The organism is Microtetraspora fusca (assembly GCF_001570365.1).
Taxonomy (GTDB): Bacteria; Actinomycetota; Actinomycetes; order Streptosporangiales; family Streptosporangiaceae; genus Microtetraspora; species Microtetraspora fusca.
Window position 1 is genome coordinate 116,955 of the sequence record NZ_BBYK01000038.1, and the last position, 14,560, is coordinate 131,514.

15 protein-coding genes and 1 pseudogene are annotated in these 14,560 nt (G+C 72.5%); 2 read left to right on the top strand and 14 right to left on the bottom strand.

Annotation, left to right across the window (positions count from 1 at the left end):
* Positions 1-11 precede the first annotated feature (11 nt).
* Together AWQ68_RS00690 and AWQ68_RS00695 are read right to left on the bottom strand one after the other, a co-directional pair.
* Positions 12-905: a serine hydrolase gene (locus AWQ68_RS00690; protein WP_066932908.1), complete on the bottom strand. Its 894-nt coding sequence runs from the start codon at positions 903-905 to the stop codon at positions 12-14.
* Entirely contained in the window at positions 902-1,849 is a 948-nt protein-coding gene (locus tag AWQ68_RS00695) for a LysR family transcriptional regulator (protein WP_066932911.1), read from the bottom strand. The genes AWQ68_RS00690 and AWQ68_RS00695 overlap by 4 nt, the downstream gene beginning before the upstream one ends.
* A gap of 131 nt (positions 1,850-1,980) precedes the next feature.
* Here AWQ68_RS00695 and AWQ68_RS00700 point away from each other — a divergent pair.
* Positions 1,981-3,522 (top strand): annotated as a pseudogene (locus AWQ68_RS00700) (penicillin-binding transpeptidase domain-containing protein); the annotation flags it as partial.
* A gap of 23 nt (positions 3,523-3,545) precedes the next feature.
* Here AWQ68_RS00700 and AWQ68_RS40325 read toward each other — a convergent pair.
* The 12 genes from AWQ68_RS40325 to AWQ68_RS00760 all read right to left on the bottom strand — a co-directional run bounded on the left by AWQ68_RS40325 (position 3,546) and on the right by AWQ68_RS00760 (position 13,630).
* Complete coding sequence (locus tag AWQ68_RS40325) at positions 3,546-4,247, bottom strand: HAD family hydrolase (protein ID WP_084463528.1); 702 nt, start codon at positions 4,245-4,247, stop codon at positions 3,546-3,548.
* 31 nt (positions 4,248-4,278) lie between these two features.
* Positions 4,279-4,911, bottom strand: a complete 633-nt coding sequence (locus AWQ68_RS00710) for an HAD family hydrolase (protein WP_066932921.1) — start codon at positions 4,909-4,911, stop codon at positions 4,279-4,281.
* A 276-nt stretch (positions 4,912-5,187) separates the two neighbouring features.
* Positions 5,188-6,030 carry an IS5 family transposase gene (locus tag AWQ68_RS00715; protein ID WP_066932925.1) on the bottom strand — a complete coding sequence of 281 codons (843 nt, stop codon included), beginning with the start codon at positions 6,028-6,030 and terminating at the stop codon, positions 5,188-5,190.
* 263 nt (positions 6,031-6,293) lie between these two features.
* A complete protein-coding gene (locus AWQ68_RS00720) occupies positions 6,294-6,914 on the bottom strand; it encodes a hypothetical protein (protein ID WP_218006736.1) in 621 nt (206 codons plus the stop codon).
* Positions 6,915-6,942: 28 nt separating this feature from the next.
* Complete coding sequence (locus AWQ68_RS00725) at positions 6,943-7,518, bottom strand: DUF6912 family protein (RefSeq protein WP_066932928.1); 576 nt, start codon at positions 7,516-7,518, stop codon at positions 6,943-6,945.
* A 16-nt stretch (positions 7,519-7,534) separates the two neighbouring features.
* A complete protein-coding gene (locus AWQ68_RS00730) occupies positions 7,535-8,182 on the bottom strand; it encodes an HAD family hydrolase (RefSeq protein WP_066932931.1) in 648 nt (215 codons plus the stop codon).
* Between the two features lie 39 nt (positions 8,183-8,221).
* Complete coding sequence (gene nagZ, locus AWQ68_RS00735) at positions 8,222-9,577, bottom strand: beta-N-acetylhexosaminidase (RefSeq protein WP_245655685.1); 1,356 nt, start codon at positions 9,575-9,577, stop codon at positions 8,222-8,224.
* Between the two features lie 63 nt (positions 9,578-9,640).
* Entirely contained in the window at positions 9,641-11,329 is a 1,689-nt protein-coding gene (ptsP, locus tag AWQ68_RS00740) for a phosphoenolpyruvate--protein phosphotransferase (protein ID WP_066932934.1), read from the bottom strand.
* A 2-nt stretch (positions 11,330-11,331) separates the two neighbouring features.
* Entirely contained in the window at positions 11,332-11,589 is a 258-nt protein-coding gene (locus AWQ68_RS00745) for an HPr family phosphocarrier protein (RefSeq protein ID WP_066932937.1), read from the bottom strand.
* A 254-nt stretch (positions 11,590-11,843) separates the two neighbouring features.
* A complete protein-coding gene (locus AWQ68_RS00750) occupies positions 11,844-12,290 on the bottom strand; it encodes a PTS sugar transporter subunit IIA (RefSeq protein WP_066934101.1) in 447 nt (148 codons plus the stop codon).
* Between the two features lie 34 nt (positions 12,291-12,324).
* Positions 12,325-12,561, bottom strand: a complete 237-nt coding sequence (locus tag AWQ68_RS00755) for a PTS sugar transporter subunit IIB (protein ID WP_066932940.1) — start codon at positions 12,559-12,561, stop codon at positions 12,325-12,327.
* 34 nt (positions 12,562-12,595) lie between these two features.
* A complete protein-coding gene (locus AWQ68_RS00760) occupies positions 12,596-13,630 on the bottom strand; it encodes an SIS domain-containing protein (RefSeq protein ID WP_066932943.1) in 1,035 nt (344 codons plus the stop codon).
* A gap of 160 nt (positions 13,631-13,790) precedes the next feature.
* On the opposite strand from AWQ68_RS00760, the gene AWQ68_RS00765 reads away from it, so the two are divergent.
* Positions 13,791-14,531: a GntR family transcriptional regulator gene (locus tag AWQ68_RS00765; RefSeq protein WP_245655686.1), complete on the top strand. Its 741-nt coding sequence runs from the start codon at positions 13,791-13,793 to the stop codon at positions 14,529-14,531.
* Positions 14,532-14,560: the final 29 nt, after the last annotated feature.

Sequence of the window (14,560 nt, forward strand, 5' to 3'; positions counted from 1 at the left end):
CGACAGACCCGTCATATGGTGCCCGCCCCCATGAACCGCGCCCGCAGGTGGTCCACCGCGACCCGCGCGGCCGTCCCGATCGCCGCGTCCGCGCGCGGCTGGTTCTGGGCGGTGCCGATCGACCGGGTGAACACGGCGATGGCGTACCGGCCGCCGTCGGGGTACTCGATGACGCCCACCTCGTTCCTGACCGTCGGCAGCGTCCCGGTCTTGCCACTGACCGCCACGTCGTCGTACGGGAAGCCGGAGGCGAGCCGGTGCGGCCACACCTGCAGGCCCATCAGCCGGCGTACGGCGGCGCACGAGGCGGGCCCGGCGGCCTCGTCCCGCCAGATCATGCCGAGCAGCCGGGTCATGTCCCGGCACGTGCTGCGGCTGGTTCTGGCCGGGTCGAGCACGCGGAGCCGGGAGAGCACAGCCGGGTCGGTGGTCATCTGGGAGAGCTCGGCCATGTCCGCCGCCCCCGCGTCCTCCCGCATCGTCGTGAACAGTTCGGCGCACGAGTGCTCGACCCACGTGTGGGACAGGCCGAGGTCCGCGAGCACGGCGTTGACCTCGTCGAGGCCGACCCGCGCGAGCAGCGTGTCCGCCGACGCGTTGTCGCTCACGCTGATCGTGAGGTAGGCGAGGTCCCTGAGCGAGGCCGTGACCTCGTCCAGCATGGCCGAGACGCCGGTGCCGCCTCCGGGGCGCCCCTCAGCGGACACCGTGACCCGTTCCGCCGGATCGATCAGCCCGCGCTCCGCCTGCCGATAGAACGCGACCAGCAGCGGCACCTTGAACACCGAGGCCAGCACGACGGGCTCGTCGGCGCCCAGGCCGACCTCGCGGCCGGTGTCGATGTCCACCGCGTGCAACCACCCGGTGACCCCCGCCGTACGGAAGATCTGTTCGAGCTGCTTCAAGAGAGGAACCCCATGGCGGGACGGGGGGCCACCCACGTGCGCGGCGGCGCGCCTTCGTCGGACATCCCCGCATCCTCCCGCAGAACGCGTGTGGTGAGATCGGCGAACCCCGCCACGTGCTCGGACGGTTCGCCGCGCCAGGCGGTGGAGATCCGCCAGGCCAGCGGGGAGCCGGCCAGCGGGCGCCAGACCACACCGGGCACGTCCGCGCGCTGCCCGAGCGCGACCGCGGTCCCGGCGAGGACGAGCCCGATCGTGAACTGACCGTGGACGGCGTGCCGGACCTCGGCCGGGACGAAACCGTGCCGCCTGCAGCCGGCCAGGGTCTCGTCGTGCAGGCCGGGTTCGAGCGTGCGGGGCGGCAGCACGAGCTCGCGCCCGGCCAGGTCGGCCAGGTGCACCGTGGCCAGCGTGGCCAGCTCGTCCTCCTCACACAGCAGCACCCCCGGGTGCTGGACCAGGACGGGGCCGAAGCCGAGTCCCGACGCCGCCACGGGATGCCGCAGCACGCCCAGGTCGAGCTCGCCGCCGAGCAGCGCGTCCACCTGGTCCGACGTGCCCATCTCGGCCGGCGTGAGCCGTACGTCGGGGTTGTCGGCGCGGAACCGGGCGATCAGCGCGGCGAGCACCGACGCGCCCAGGTCGGGCGGGACGGCGGCGCGCAGGCTCGCCGTGTCACCCCGCACGGTCCGCGCCATCAGCTCCCTGATCCGCTCGGCCCGGGCCACGAGCTCGCGCGCCTCGGGCAGCAGCAGCCGCCCGGCGCCGGTGAGCCTGACCTGGCGGCTGGTCCGGTCGAACAGCCGGACGCCCAGCTCGTCCTCCAGCCGCTTGACCCGCTGGCTGAGCGGGGGCTGCGCCATGCCGAGCCGGGCCGCCGCGTTGCCGAAGTGCAGTTCCTCGGCGATGACGACGAAGTACCTCAGATGCCGTACGAGGTCCATGGGCTGTGATGATATCCGGTTCAATATCGGTTTGACACCGATATCACTATTGGACACGAACGCCGGGGTCTGGTCCTCTTGCCTGCACGGACACGCAAGGGGGAAATGTGCCGCGATTTACGGAACTTAGGATGCAGCAACACGAGGTGAAGAGGCGGCGCCGGTGGCCGCTCGTGACGGCCGCCGCGCTCGTACCGGTCCTGGCGGCCGGCGGCGCGGTGTGGGCGCTGCGCACCACGGGGTCGCCCGAGGAGACCGCGGCGTCCTTCCTCGCCGCCTGGTCCAGATCCGACTACGGGGCGATGCGCGCGCTGACCGCCGACCCGCCCGCCGACTTCCAGCGCGTGTACACGGACTTCCGCGCCGCCCTGAAACTCGCCTCCGCCCGGTTCACCGTGAAGGGGAAGGCCCGCGAGAACGGCGACGGGAGCGAGGCCGTACGGTTCCACGCGGCGCTCGACGCGGCGGTGGACTTCTCCTACGACGGCGAGCTGCGGCTGGTGGAGCGCGACCGCGCCTGGCGGGTGGCGTGGACGCCGGCCGCGCTCCATCCCGGCCTCGCCGGAGGCGGCAAATTCCGGGTCATCTCGGCCAAACCGGAACCGGCGCCGATCACGGCGGCCGACGGCACCAGGATCGACACCCCGGACGCGCCCGGCTCGGTCCGGCAACTCGTCGAGGCGCTCAAGGAGCGGTACGGCTCCCGCCTCGCCGGCACCCCGTCCACCAGGGTGGATCTCATCGGCGCGGACGGCTCGGCCCGCACCGTCGCCGCCGCCGAGAAGTCGCCGGGCGAGGCGCTCACGACCACGATCGACCTGGGCGTCCACCGGGCCGGGGCCCGGGCCCTGGAGGAGGTGTCCAAGCCCGCGTCGCTCGTCGCGCTGCGCCCCTCGACCGGCGAGATCCTCGCCGTCGTGAACAAACCGGGCGGATTCAACCGCGCGCTGCTCGGCACGTACCCACCCGGATCGACGTTCAAGGTCGTCACCGCGTCGGCGCTCGTCGCCGACGGCATGAGCGCCACCGAGACCGTGAAGTGCCCGGCGGAGCAGACGATCGGCGGCTACACCTTCCACAACTCCCACCACGAGGACTTCGGCACGATCCCGCTGCTGGCGGCCTTCGCCCACTCGTGCAACACGACGTTCGGCGACCTCGCCGTCAACCGGCTCGGCGCGAAGCGGATGAGCGCGGTCGCGTCCGGCTTCGGCTTCGGGCTGCCGATCCAGCCCGGCGTGCCCGCCGTCCGCGCGCAGTTCCCCGCCCCCAAGGACGCGACCGACCTCGCCTCGGCCGCGATCGGCCAGGGCCGGGTGCTGGCCAGCCCGCTCAACATGGCCGCCGTCGCCGCCGCCGTCGCGAACGGCACCTGGCGACCGCCGCGGCTCGTGCCCGCCGACCTCGTCCCGCCCGGCGGCTCCGGCCCGCGCGAGCTGGAGCCGGGCGTGGTGCGCGCGCTGCGCCGCCTCATGCCCGCCGTCGTCTCCGAGGGCACCGCCCGGGGCGTCGCCTTCCCCGCCGGCACGGCCGGCAAGACCGGGACCGCCGAGTACGGCTCGGGCGAGGAGCCGCCCACACACTCGTGGTTCATCGGCTACCGGGGCGACCTGGCGTTCGCCGTCATCGTCGAGGGCGGCGGCATGGGCGCCGCCGTGGCCGCGCCCGCCGCGGCCCGCTTCCTGGACGGCCTCACTCAGCGGCCGGTGAGGCGGGCGACGGCCGCCACGACCTCCGAGGCGTTGGACAGGTCGGGCAGGACGATGTCCGCCCCCGCCTCGCGCAGTTCGGCGGCGGTGGACCGGCCCGACGCGACCGCGATCATCGCCGCGCCGCCGATGCGGGCGGCCTGCACGTCCCGGGTCGAGTCGCCGATCAGCACCGTGTTCGCGGAGGTGAACGCCCCGCCGTACCGCTCCTTGGCCCGCCCCTGGGCCACCTGGAGCAGCGTGGCCTTGGGATAGACCTCCTCGCCGTATCCCCCGACTGCGAAGTCGATCGTCTTGTCCAGCTTGAACGCCGTGAGCTTGTGGACCGCGTTGCTCCGGATCGTCCCGGTGAGGACCGACTGGATCACGCCGTCGAGCCGGGACACCGCCTTGAGCGCGTCCTTCGCGCCGGGCATCGCCCGCCCCTCGGCGGCCAGCCGCTTGCGCTTCGCGGCGAAGCTGACCTGCAACGCGTCGAGGAACTTGGGCAGGTGGTGATCCTCCACCGCGATGCCGTTGACGGCCAGCGTCTCAAAGACGATCTCGGAGTCGGGGCGGCCCATGGCCGGGGCGAGCTTCACCAGCGGCCGCCCGGTCACCATGCGGAACGCGTCGGCGTACGCCTCCCGGGTGACGATGGTGACGTCGACCAGGGTGAGATCGACGTTCCAGAGAACGAGGCGGTTGATCGTGGCCTCCGGAGGGGGACGCGGGCCGGGTTCAGATCAGGTCGAGGGCGTTCGCGAGCGAGTCGACGACGGGGACGCCGACGCCCTCCAACTCGGCGCGGCTGCTCATGCCGCCCGTGTAGAGGATGGCCCGCGCGCCGACGTGCTGCGCGGCGAGCGCGTCGTCCACGCTGTCGCCGATCACGACGACCTTCTCCGGGTCGATGCCGAGAGCCAGGACGTGCGCGGCCATGTGCTCGGCCTTGGGCCCGCCGGCGGCGGCCCGCAGGCCGTCCACCCGGCTGAAGTGCCGGTCGATGCCCATCTCGCCGACCTTGGGCACCAGCCGCTCGTGGCTCCACATCGACAGCAGCGACTGGGTCCGCCCGGCGGCCTCCCACTCCTGGAGGCAGGTCAGGGCGCCGTCGGCCAGCTCGCAGGCGAGCATCAGGCGGTGGTAGTTGTCGTGGAACCCCTCGTCGAGCCGCTCCCATTCGCCGTCGTGGAGCGACCTGCCGAGCATCCGCTCGTACGCCACCCAGATGGGGCGGGTGTAGACGGCGCGGAACCCGTCGGGGTCGAAGGGGCCGATGCCGTACGGGCGGAAGACCTCGTTGGTCGCGCCCACCACGGCATCGATGTCGTGAAACAGCGTGCCGTTCCAGTCCCAAACAATGTGTGTCATATCAACATGGATGATATCCAGCCATGACACCGGCGCAGGAGCGCTCCGCCACCTCATAGCGGTGACGCGCCACACCAACGCCCCCAGGGCCACCGCGAAAGGCCCGCTGAGGAGAGCCTGTCACATGCTGCCCGTCGCGAGTGCGGATCCAGATGGCTGCGTCACGAGGCGGAGGAGGAGGTCGGAGCCAAGCCTCCGGCCGACCATCCCGAGCCCCGCGGAGAGTCCGTGCCTGCGAGAACTGCGACCTAAGAGGTCGCGCGGATAGGCGTGCGGTCACGGTCGGCGGTCCGGGCGTTCGTCCCAGCGGTGAGTCGTCCATGCCTGCCTGATCCGGCTACGCACGGTAATGATCGTGTCGGCGAGGTCGAAGAATGCGTCGATGACGGTGGTGCGCCGCTCGTAGCAGCGGGCGAGCCGGCAGAAGGCGTTCTGCCAGGCGTGAGTGCGTTCGACATGCCAACGCTGACTGGCCTGGCTGGGCGCCTTCTCCCCCTTGTGCGCGATGCGTCCGTGCAGGCCGCGTTCGTTGAGCAGAGCGCGGGTCTTGTCCGAGTCGTAGCCGGCGTCCAGGTGCACGGTGATGTCGTCGGGCAACGGTCCCAGGTCGTCAAGACGGTCCAGGGTCGGGGCGAGCAACGGGGAGTCGTGACGGTTGGCGCCGGCCAGGACACGGCCCAGTGGAATACCGTATCCGTCCGTCATGCCCGAGCGTTTGAGGCCCTGTTTGCCGCGGTCGACCGGTGAGCGGCCGGCGGCCTCGCCGCCTCCGGGGGCCTTGGTGATGGAGCCGTCGACGGCAATCTGGTCGAGGACAAGGCCGATGATCCGGTCGTAGGAGTCCAGCGCTATCTGCTTGAGCCGGGCGAACACGCCCAGGCGTATCCACTCGTCGCGACGGCTGCGGATCGTGGTGGCCGAGCAGGTTGTGTCGGCAATCGCCTCGTAAGAGCAGCCGAAACGAAGCAGTTGCAGGAGCTTGTCGAAGATGACCCGGTCACTGATGCGCCGACGGTGGCAGCCGAGCGGATGGCCGGGGTGGTACTCCGGCCGCTCGGGCAGCAGGGCTGCGAATTGGCCCCAGAGCGGTTCTGTCAGCCATGATGGAAGCGCGGGCACAAGTCTCCCCAGTGATCACAGAGCGTCGCAACTCCCTGATCGTCGGCACCCGTGCCTGTCCTGCTGCCGGGCCCCACCATCGAGCCACGGCCTTGACCACCGGCGTCTCTGTGCGCGATCCGCACCCGACGAGCATGAAGTGCTGGGTGTAGATCGCTGTGACGTGAAGACGGGCAGGCGCGGTTCGTGCGGATCAGTGGGCGCTGCATTCGATGAGCAGTGCATCGGTGAGGACGAGTCGGGGTCAGAGGGCGCTGAGCGGCTCAGCCGTGGAGAGTGACGTGGGGCAGCGGACGGCCAGTGGCGTCGAACAACGCGGCTCCACAATCGCAGCGCTCGTCGGCCAGGGTCTGGTCCGCCGACAATTCCCAGACCAGCATCTGCGAGCAGTTCGGGCAGTCCAGGCTGACCAGGGTCTCTTCGGGTTCCGAGCCCCAGGCCCGCACCGGGAGGCCCTGGTGCATCAACCCAGTCGGCTCACGCTCATCGGTCAGCGCGACCAGTACCTCGTAGGTGTCGGTGCCGTTCTCCCACACCATGAGCGTGCAGCGGAGATCTGCCAGCACACCGGACAGGTGATCGAGCTGACGGACCGGCAAATCACCGCGGCGCAGAGTCGGGTCGGTCTCGGCCGCTCGGTAGACGACGTTGGTGTCGACGTTTGTCAGCTCCGCCCCGAAGGCCCGTACTCGACCAGCCACGAACGCAGCCAGCTGGCCCGGGTAGTCCTCACCGGCCCAGTCCATCGTGAACATCACGCTGTCGACGTGATCCCCCTGGGCCCGTTCGCCGGGGCTCAGGACCAGCTCTTCCAGTTCTGTCACGACGATCACGCTATCAACTGCCGGGCGGCGGACGGTGCCGTTGTCGTGCATGACCAACATCAGCCTCTGCACCTACCTGCGCGACCTCCTAGACCAGCAGGTCGGGGATCTCCTGTGTCGCGTACCACATCAGCTCGTGGGCCTCGGCTCCGTCCACGGTGAACCGGGCGTCGTCGTCCCCCAGGTCGGCGGCGGACAGCGCCGCGACGGCGGCCTCGATGTCCGGGGCCGCGACGGCGTCGTCCACGTGCGCCGAGGCGATCCGGGACATCGGGACCGGCTCGGTGAGCCGCACCCGCGCCCGCTCGTCCGGATCGGGGCTCATCGCGACCCAGGCGTCCGGCACCTCGGCCGCCAGCACGACCCGCCTGGCCGGCCCCGCGGCCTTGTCCGCCCCGGCCTGCTCCGCCCCGATCCGCTCCGTGCCACCCTGCGCGGCGAGGTCGCCCGCCCGCTCCCCCGCGCCCTCCTCGGCGAGCATGCGCAGCGAGGCCCGCGCCGCCTCCGTCATGGCGACGTACTCCAGCTCCTCGGTGTCGCCGGAGGCGTACCACTCGACCAGCGCGGGCGTCACCGCGTACCCGGTCAGCGGCGCGGGGCCGAGCTCGCCCTGCGCGACCACGCGGGCCAGCGCGGAGAGCGTGCACGGGAGATAGACGCGCATGGGAACCTCTCGTCGGTCAGGTCAGGGGGCGCAGCGGCAGGCCGAACAGGCCCTCCAGCTCGCCGATGGTCGCGGAGGCGTCGCTGTGGTGGATGCCGAGCAGCCCGAGCGCTTGGGCCGCGACGATGTTCGCCTCGATGTCGTCGATGAACACGCACTCCTCGGCGGGCAGCCCGACCTGGTCGAGCGCGTGGTGGAAGATGCGCGGCTCGGGCTTGCGCATGCCGACCTCGCCCGAGATGACGATCGCGTCGAACAGCCCGTCCCAGGAGTCGCGGGGATAGTCGTTCTCCCAGGAGTTGGACAGCAGGCAGGTGCGGATGCCGGCCGCGCGGGCCCGCCGCAGCATCTCGTTCATCTCCTCGACCGGCTTGAACCCGAGGAACATCCGGGCGAGCAGCCCCTCGGCCGCCGGCGGGACGCCGTCGAGGGTCATCAGCCTGGCCGCCAGGTCCCGCTCGAAGTCGGCCGCCGAGATCTCACCGCGTTCGAGCGCGTGGATGGCGCTCTCGCCGCCGCCCTCGTACGCGTGCAGGACCAGGTCGCGCATCACGTCCTTGTAGTGCGAGGCGTCGATCCGGTCCTGGGCGATCCAGCCCGCGATCGAGTCGGAGAGGCTCGTGGTGAGCACCCCGCCCCAGTCGATCAGCACTCCCTTGAGCACGGCACCTCCCGGTGGAATCTGGTTCAAAAGAATAGAGCGTCAGGGAAGGTTCGCCTCCCGGGCGAGCCGCCGGGCGAGGCTCAGATGGGCCGCCGAGCGCACCGACGCGGGGTCGGTCGTCACCTTGCCGAACATGCCCCGCTTCGCCTTGAGCCGGAGGATCCGGGTCACCGAGGCGTCCAGGCGGGCGGCCGAGATGCGCCCGGACTTCACCGCCGCGAGGACCGCGCCGTACGCCTTGGGCATGTCCGGCGGCATAAGCAGCACGTCCGCCCCGGCCAGGACGGCGCGCACCGCCACCTCGGCGTCGCCGTACTTCTCCCGCACCCCCGCCATGTTGAGCGCGTCGGTGCTGATCACGCCGTCGAAGCCCAGCTCGTCGCGGAGCAGACCGGTCAGGATCGTCCGGGACAGCGTGGCCGGGTCGCCCGAGGGGTCGAGCTTCGGCATGACGACGTGCGCCGACATGATCGCGTCCACGCCGTGCGCGATGGCCTCGCGGAACGGCGGGGCGTCGAGCTTGCGCCACTGCGCCTTCGTGTGGGTGATCACGGGGAGGCCGGTGTGGCTGTCCGTCGAGGTGTCGCCGTGACCGGGGAAGTGCTTGGCGGTCGAGGCGACGCCGGCGGCGTGAAAGCCGTCGACCGCCGCGCCCACCATGGTGGCGACCTTGCCGGGATCGGAGCCGTAGGCCCGCGGCCCGATCACCGGGTTGCGCGGGTTGATGTTGACGTCGGCGACCGGCGCGAAGTCCATCGTGATGCCGAGGGCGCGGAGCTCGGTGCCGGTGAGCCGGGCGGCGGCCCGCGCGTTCGCCGGATCGCCGGTCGCACCGATGGCCATCGCCCCCGGGAGCTTGGTGACGATCGCGGAGAGCGGCGAGACCGTGCCGTTCTCCTGGTCCACACCGATCATCAGCGGGACCCGCGACGCCTCGCGCAGCCCGGTGGTCAGCGCGGCGAGCTGCCGTGCGTCGGAGACGTTGCCCGCCCACGGGAAGATGATCACGCCGCCCGGGTGGTACTTCTTGATCACCTGGACCGGGCTGCCCGCCCCGAACCGCGCGCTGTTCTCCTGGTGCGCCGCGTCGGCGCGTGAGCCGTACACCACGGGCATGAAGAGCTGGCCGACCTTCTCCTCCACGCTCATCCGGGCGAGCGTGGCGGCGACGTCTCCCGTCGCGGCTCCGGCGCCGCCGCCCTCCGTCGCCGGGTCGCCCGCACCGGCGGCCTCGCCGGACGGCGTCTCCTCCGGGGACGGCGTCGCCCCCGCCCCGCCCGGCGCGGCGGAGGAAGGGGAGGCGGCGGGGGTGGGGCGCGCCGTCTGCTCCGCCTCCACCGCGGAGCAGCCCGCCATCGCGATCACCAGCAGTCCGAGGCCCAGTCGTCGAAACACCCCTTCACCGTATCCGCGCTTCGCACCATGTGCCCCACAGTTATCCACAGGCGCAGGGGCACCTCAAAGCGACAGGTCGGCGAGAGCCGGGAGTTCGGCGCGGGCGGCGGTCCGCGCGGCGGACGCCGTGCCGGCCGCCCGCGCGGCGGCCGCGGCCCGGCGGCAGTCGTCCACGGTGTGCCGGGCGAGCGCGGCGCGCACCCGGGGCAGCGCGGCCGCGGCCATGGAGAGCGACGTCACGCCCAGACCGACGAACACGCAGGCCAGCGCGGGGTCGGCCGCCGCCTCACCGCAGACGCCGCAGTCCCGGCCGGAGCCCATGGCGGCCGCGGCGGTCAGCGCGACGAGGTCGAGCACGGCGGGGTGCCAGGGGTCCTGCAGCCCCGCGAGCGCCCCCGCCTCCCGGTCGGCGGCGAGGGTGTACTGCGTCAGATCGTTCGTCCCGATCGAGAAGAAGTCGGTCACCGCCGCGATGTCGGCGGCGCGCAGGGCGGCCGCCGGGATCTCGATCATCACTCCGACCGAGGGCAGCCCGGCCGCACGGCACGCCTCACCGAACCAGGCGGCCTCCTCCGCCGTGGCGACCATCGGCGCCATCACCTGGACCCGCGCCGACGTGCCCTTGGCCGCCCTGGCCAGCGCTTCGAGCTGCGCGGCCAGCACCTCGGGGAAGTGGCGGAACATCCGCACCCCGCGCTCGCCCAGCGCGGGGTTGGGCTCGGGAGCCGGCGGCGGCAGGAAGTCGAGCGGCTTGTCGGCGCCGGCGTCGAGGACGCGGACGATCACCCGCGAGCCCGAGAACGCCTCGAACACCTCGCGGTAGGCGTCCTGCTGCTCCCTCCAGGTCGGCGGGTCGACCCGGTCCAGGAAGAGGAACTCGGTGCGGAACAGGCCCACGCCCTCCGCGCCCGCCGCCAGCGCGGGCGCGATGTCGGCCGGCCCGCCCACGTTCGCGAGCAACGGCACGACGTGGCCGTCGGCGGTGGCGCCCGCCCCCGAGACGGCGGCGAGGAGCGCCGTGTTCTGCTCCGCCCCCCGCACCGCCCGGGCCACCTCGTCCTCATGGGGCGACAGCCGCACGACGCCGGACGAGCCGTCAACCAGCAGCGGCGTGCCGGGCGGGATCGCGCTCGCTCCGGCGCAGCCCACCACCGCGGGCACGCCCAGCGCCCGGGCCAGGATCGCGGTGTGACTGGTCGGCCCGCCCTCCTCGGTCACGAACGCCACGACCGTCGCGGGGTCGAGCAGCACGGTGTCCGCGGGCGCGAGGTCCCTGGCCACCAGCACGTACGGCTCGGCGGGGTCGGCGGGCAGGCCCGGCAACGCCAGCCCCTCCAGCGCCGCGACGGCCCGGTCCCTGATGTCGTCGACGTCGGCGACCCTCGCCGCCAGGTAGCCGCCCGCGGCGGCCAGCAGCTCCCGATATCCGGTGAAAGCGTCGAAGACGGCGCGGGAGGCCGCGACGCCCTGCTCGATCAGCTCGGCCACCCTCGCGGCGAGGTCGGGGTCGCGGGCCATCATGGCCTGCGCGGCGAGGACGTCCCGCGCCTCGCCACCCGCCCGGTCACCGCGCGCGGCGAGGTCGGCGGCCACCCGTTCCAGGGCCTGCTCGGCCCGCCGCAGCTCGGCCCGCGCGTCCCCGCCGTGACGCGCGGCCCTGGGCGGCTCGGGGATGTCGCGCACCAGCCGGTGCGCCGGGCCGTAACCGGCGCCGGGGCTCACGCCCACGCCGGCCAGCCGATCCGCGTGCATGGTCAGGGCGCCGACGCGATGGCGGCGAGCCGGTCCAGGAATTCGTCCGCGCCATCGGCGTCGGCGCTGATGACGATGGTCTCGCCCTGGCGCACGTCCAGGGCCAGCACCGACAGGATGCTCTTCGCGTTCACCGGCGGGACGCCGAACTTGGCGATGGTGACGTCGAAGGGCGCCTGGGCCGCGGTCTGCACGAACGTCGCGGCGGGACGGGCGTGCAGCCCCACTTCGGACATGACGGTGACCTTGCGCTCGGCCACGGTTCCTCCTTTTCGGTCGGGGTTCTCCCGGCGTTTTCTCACGGATTCCCCCGGATCATCGGAGGTCTCCCCCGGGGATTCTGCTCGGCACGGGCGGTCCGCCGCCAGGCGGGGCCCCGTTCGGCACTCATTTACCCGGCGGACCGGCGTTCACGACCGCCCGGAGCCGCTCCGGCGCCGCGGCGGAACCGCGGACGACGGCCGGCTCCGCCGCGCCGTACCGGAACCGCCGGACCTCCTTCGGCGGGCCGCCGTCACGACCAGCGGAACAGCTCGTCGCCCGCGCCCACCCCGCCGCGGACCTCGCCGTCGACCTCGCCGGCCGCCGCGTCCAGGGCCACCACCGGGCAGATCGGCGACCGGCCGCCCGCCTCCACCGCGGCCGGATCCCAGAAGACCACCGGCTGGCCGGCTCGGACCCGGTCCCCCTCGGCGGCGAGCAGCCGGAAGCCCTCCCCTTTGAGCTGCACGGTGTCGATGCCGAGGTGCACGAGCACGCCCCTGCCGTCGTCCCCCATGACGATGTAGGCGTGCGCGCGCAGCTTGACGATGGTCCCGCTGATCGGGGCGACGGCCTGGCCGGGCTCGCGCCACGGATCGATCGCCGACCCGGGCCCGACCATGGCCTGGGAGAAGACGGGGTCCGGCACGGCCGCCAGACCGACCGCCGTCCCCGCCACCGGGGCGAGAACCGTCGTCACCACGCCCCCTCCTGTCCGGCTCGGCCCCTCGGCGTCAGCCGATGATCTCCTCGATGTCGCTCGCGATCGTGTCGGCGTCGGGGCCCACCACGACCTGTACGACGTTGCCGGCGAGCATCACGCCGTGGACGCCCGCCGCCCTGAGGGCCGCCTGGTCGACCTTGGAGGCGTCGTACACCTCCGTCCGCAGCCGTGTGATGCACGGCTCGATCTCGATGACGTTGTCCACACCACCGAGCCCAGCGATGATCGCCCGGACATCTGCCGCCATGTCGGTCCTCCTCGATATGCGTGCTGTGCGCAGGCTAATCGGTCTGGGTGACCTTGTTCAGACCTCGCGGAGCGTCGGGGTCGATGCCCAGCCTGCGGGCGAGCGCCTCGGTGAGGAGCTGGCCGGGGACGATCAGACCCATGGGTGCCACCCATTCGGGCAGGTCGGGACCGTTCAGCGCGGCAGTGGCCGCCGCGGCGAGCGACGTGCCGCCGCCGACGCCGAACGCGGAGGCGCCCGCGCCGGTGACCCGCTCGGCGAGCGCGACCGTGCCGGGCAGCGTCGGCCCCTCGCCGGCCGCCACCAGGATGGCCGGGGTGTCCTCGTCCACGACGGCGATCGGCCCGTGCAGCAGGTCCGCGTACGACAGGCCCATGGCGTGCAGGTAGCAGGCCTCCTTCAGCTTGAGCGCGAGCTCGAGCGCGGTGGAGAAGGCGAAGCCCCGGCCGGAGACGACCACGCCGGGCTTGCCGACGAGGCCCTCGACCACGGCGGACAGGTCGCCCGGGTCGTCGATCAGCTTCTCCACGGCGTCCGGCACCCGCTGCAGGTCGTCGGCGTTCACGTCGGCACCGACCCCGAGGGCGAGCACCGCGAGCGCGGCGAGCTGCGTGGTGTACGTCTTGGTGGCCGGGACGGCCTTCTCCTCGCCCGCCAGCGTGCACAGGGCCAGGTCGGCGACCTCGGCCAGCGGCGAGGCGGGGCCGCCGTTGGTGATCGCGACGGTCTTCGCGCCGCAGCTCTTCGCCCAGTCGAGGGTCTCGACGATCTCCTCGGTGCGCCCGGACTGGGACAGGCCCACCGCGAGCACGCCGTCCAGGTCGACCCTGCGGCGATAGGTGGTGGCGATCGACGGAGCACCGAGCGCGCACATGCGACCGGCGCGGGCCTCGATCAGGTAGCGGCCGTACACCGCCGCGTTGTCCGACGTGCCGCGGGCGACGAACAGCAGGTGCCGGGTCTGTCCGGCGAGTCGCCGCACCTCGTCCACCCGGGGCAGCAGCGCGTCAAGCGTGTCGCGGAGCGCGGCGGGCTGCTCCGCGATCTCGCTGCGCATCTTGGTCGTCATTTGGTGCCATCCTCAAATCCCGGCTTGGCGAGACCTTGCCGTTATCGATCCGTCTCTGGTCCGTACATTGACACACAATTCCCAGCTGTGGTCTAGTCCGGACTAGACCAGCACGAACCATAACCCAACTGAAATGATCAGATCGAGAGGGGAGGGATCAGTGGCTCAGATCGATCCGGACAGCCCGGTGCCCAAGTACTTCCAACTCCGGGAGATCCTGCTCGATCTCATCGAGAGCAACGAGCTGGCGATCGGCGCGGCGATCCCCTCCGAGCGCGAGCTCTGCCAGCGGTTCCGCCTCTCGCGCATGACGGTGCGGCAGGCGGTCGACCACCTGGTGTCCGAGGGCAGGCTGCACCGGGTTCCGGGCAAGGGCACGTTCGTCGCCCGGCCCAAGATCGAGCTGGCCCTCCAGCTCACGTCGTTCAGCGACGACATGCGCGCCCGGGGCCTCACGCCCGGCTCGCGCGACCTGGACCGCCGGATCGTCCGGGCCAGCGCCCACCTCGCGCGCGAGCTCGGCATCCAGCCCGGCGACGCCGTCCACTTCATCGAGCGGCTGCGCACCGCCGACGGGGAGCCACTCGCCATCGAGCGCGCCCACATCCCCGTGGCGCTCGCCCCGGACCTCGACGCGTACGACCTGTCCGGGCGCTCGCTGTACGCGCTGCTCGAGTCGCGGTACGGCCTGGTGCTCGACGCGGGCGAGCTCACCATCGACGGCGGCATCGCCGACCCGGGCGACGCCGACCTGCTCAAGCTGCCCAGGGGCGGCGCGGTCCTGCTGCTCGCCCGGCGTTCCTTCGCCGGCGGGATGTGCGCCGAGCTCGGCGTCTCCACCTACCGCGCCGACCGTTACCAACTCAGAACGCTCCTGGAGATCCCCGTCCGCCGTCCGTAGCGCAAGCGATCCTCCCGAACCCCAGCCCT

Bases quoted from the DNA above. Each gene is read 5' to 3' on its own strand.
- AWQ68_RS00695 (WP_066932911.1), bottom strand. From the start codon at position 1,849: ATGGACCTCGTACGGCATCTGAGGTACTTCGTCGTCATCGCCGAGGAA.
- AWQ68_RS00710 (WP_066932921.1), bottom strand. From the start codon at position 4,911: ATGACACACATTGTTTGGGACTGGAACGGCACGCTGTTTCACGACATC.
- AWQ68_RS00720 (WP_218006736.1), bottom strand. From the start codon at position 6,914: ATGTTGGTCATGCACGACAACGGCACCGTCCGCCGCCCGGCAGTTGAT.
- AWQ68_RS00725 (WP_066932928.1), bottom strand. From the start codon at position 7,518: ATGCGCGTCTATCTCCCGTGCACGCTCTCCGCGCTGGCCCGCGTGGTC.
- ptsP (WP_066932934.1), bottom strand. From the start codon at position 11,329: ATGCACGCGGATCGGCTGGCCGGCGTGGGCGTGAGCCCCGGCGCCGGT.
- AWQ68_RS00755 (WP_066932940.1), bottom strand. From the start codon at position 12,561: ATGGCGGCAGATGTCCGGGCGATCATCGCTGGGCTCGGTGGTGTGGAC.
- AWQ68_RS00760 (WP_066932943.1), bottom strand. From the start codon at position 13,630: ATGACGACCAAGATGCGCAGCGAGATCGCGGAGCAGCCCGCCGCGCTC.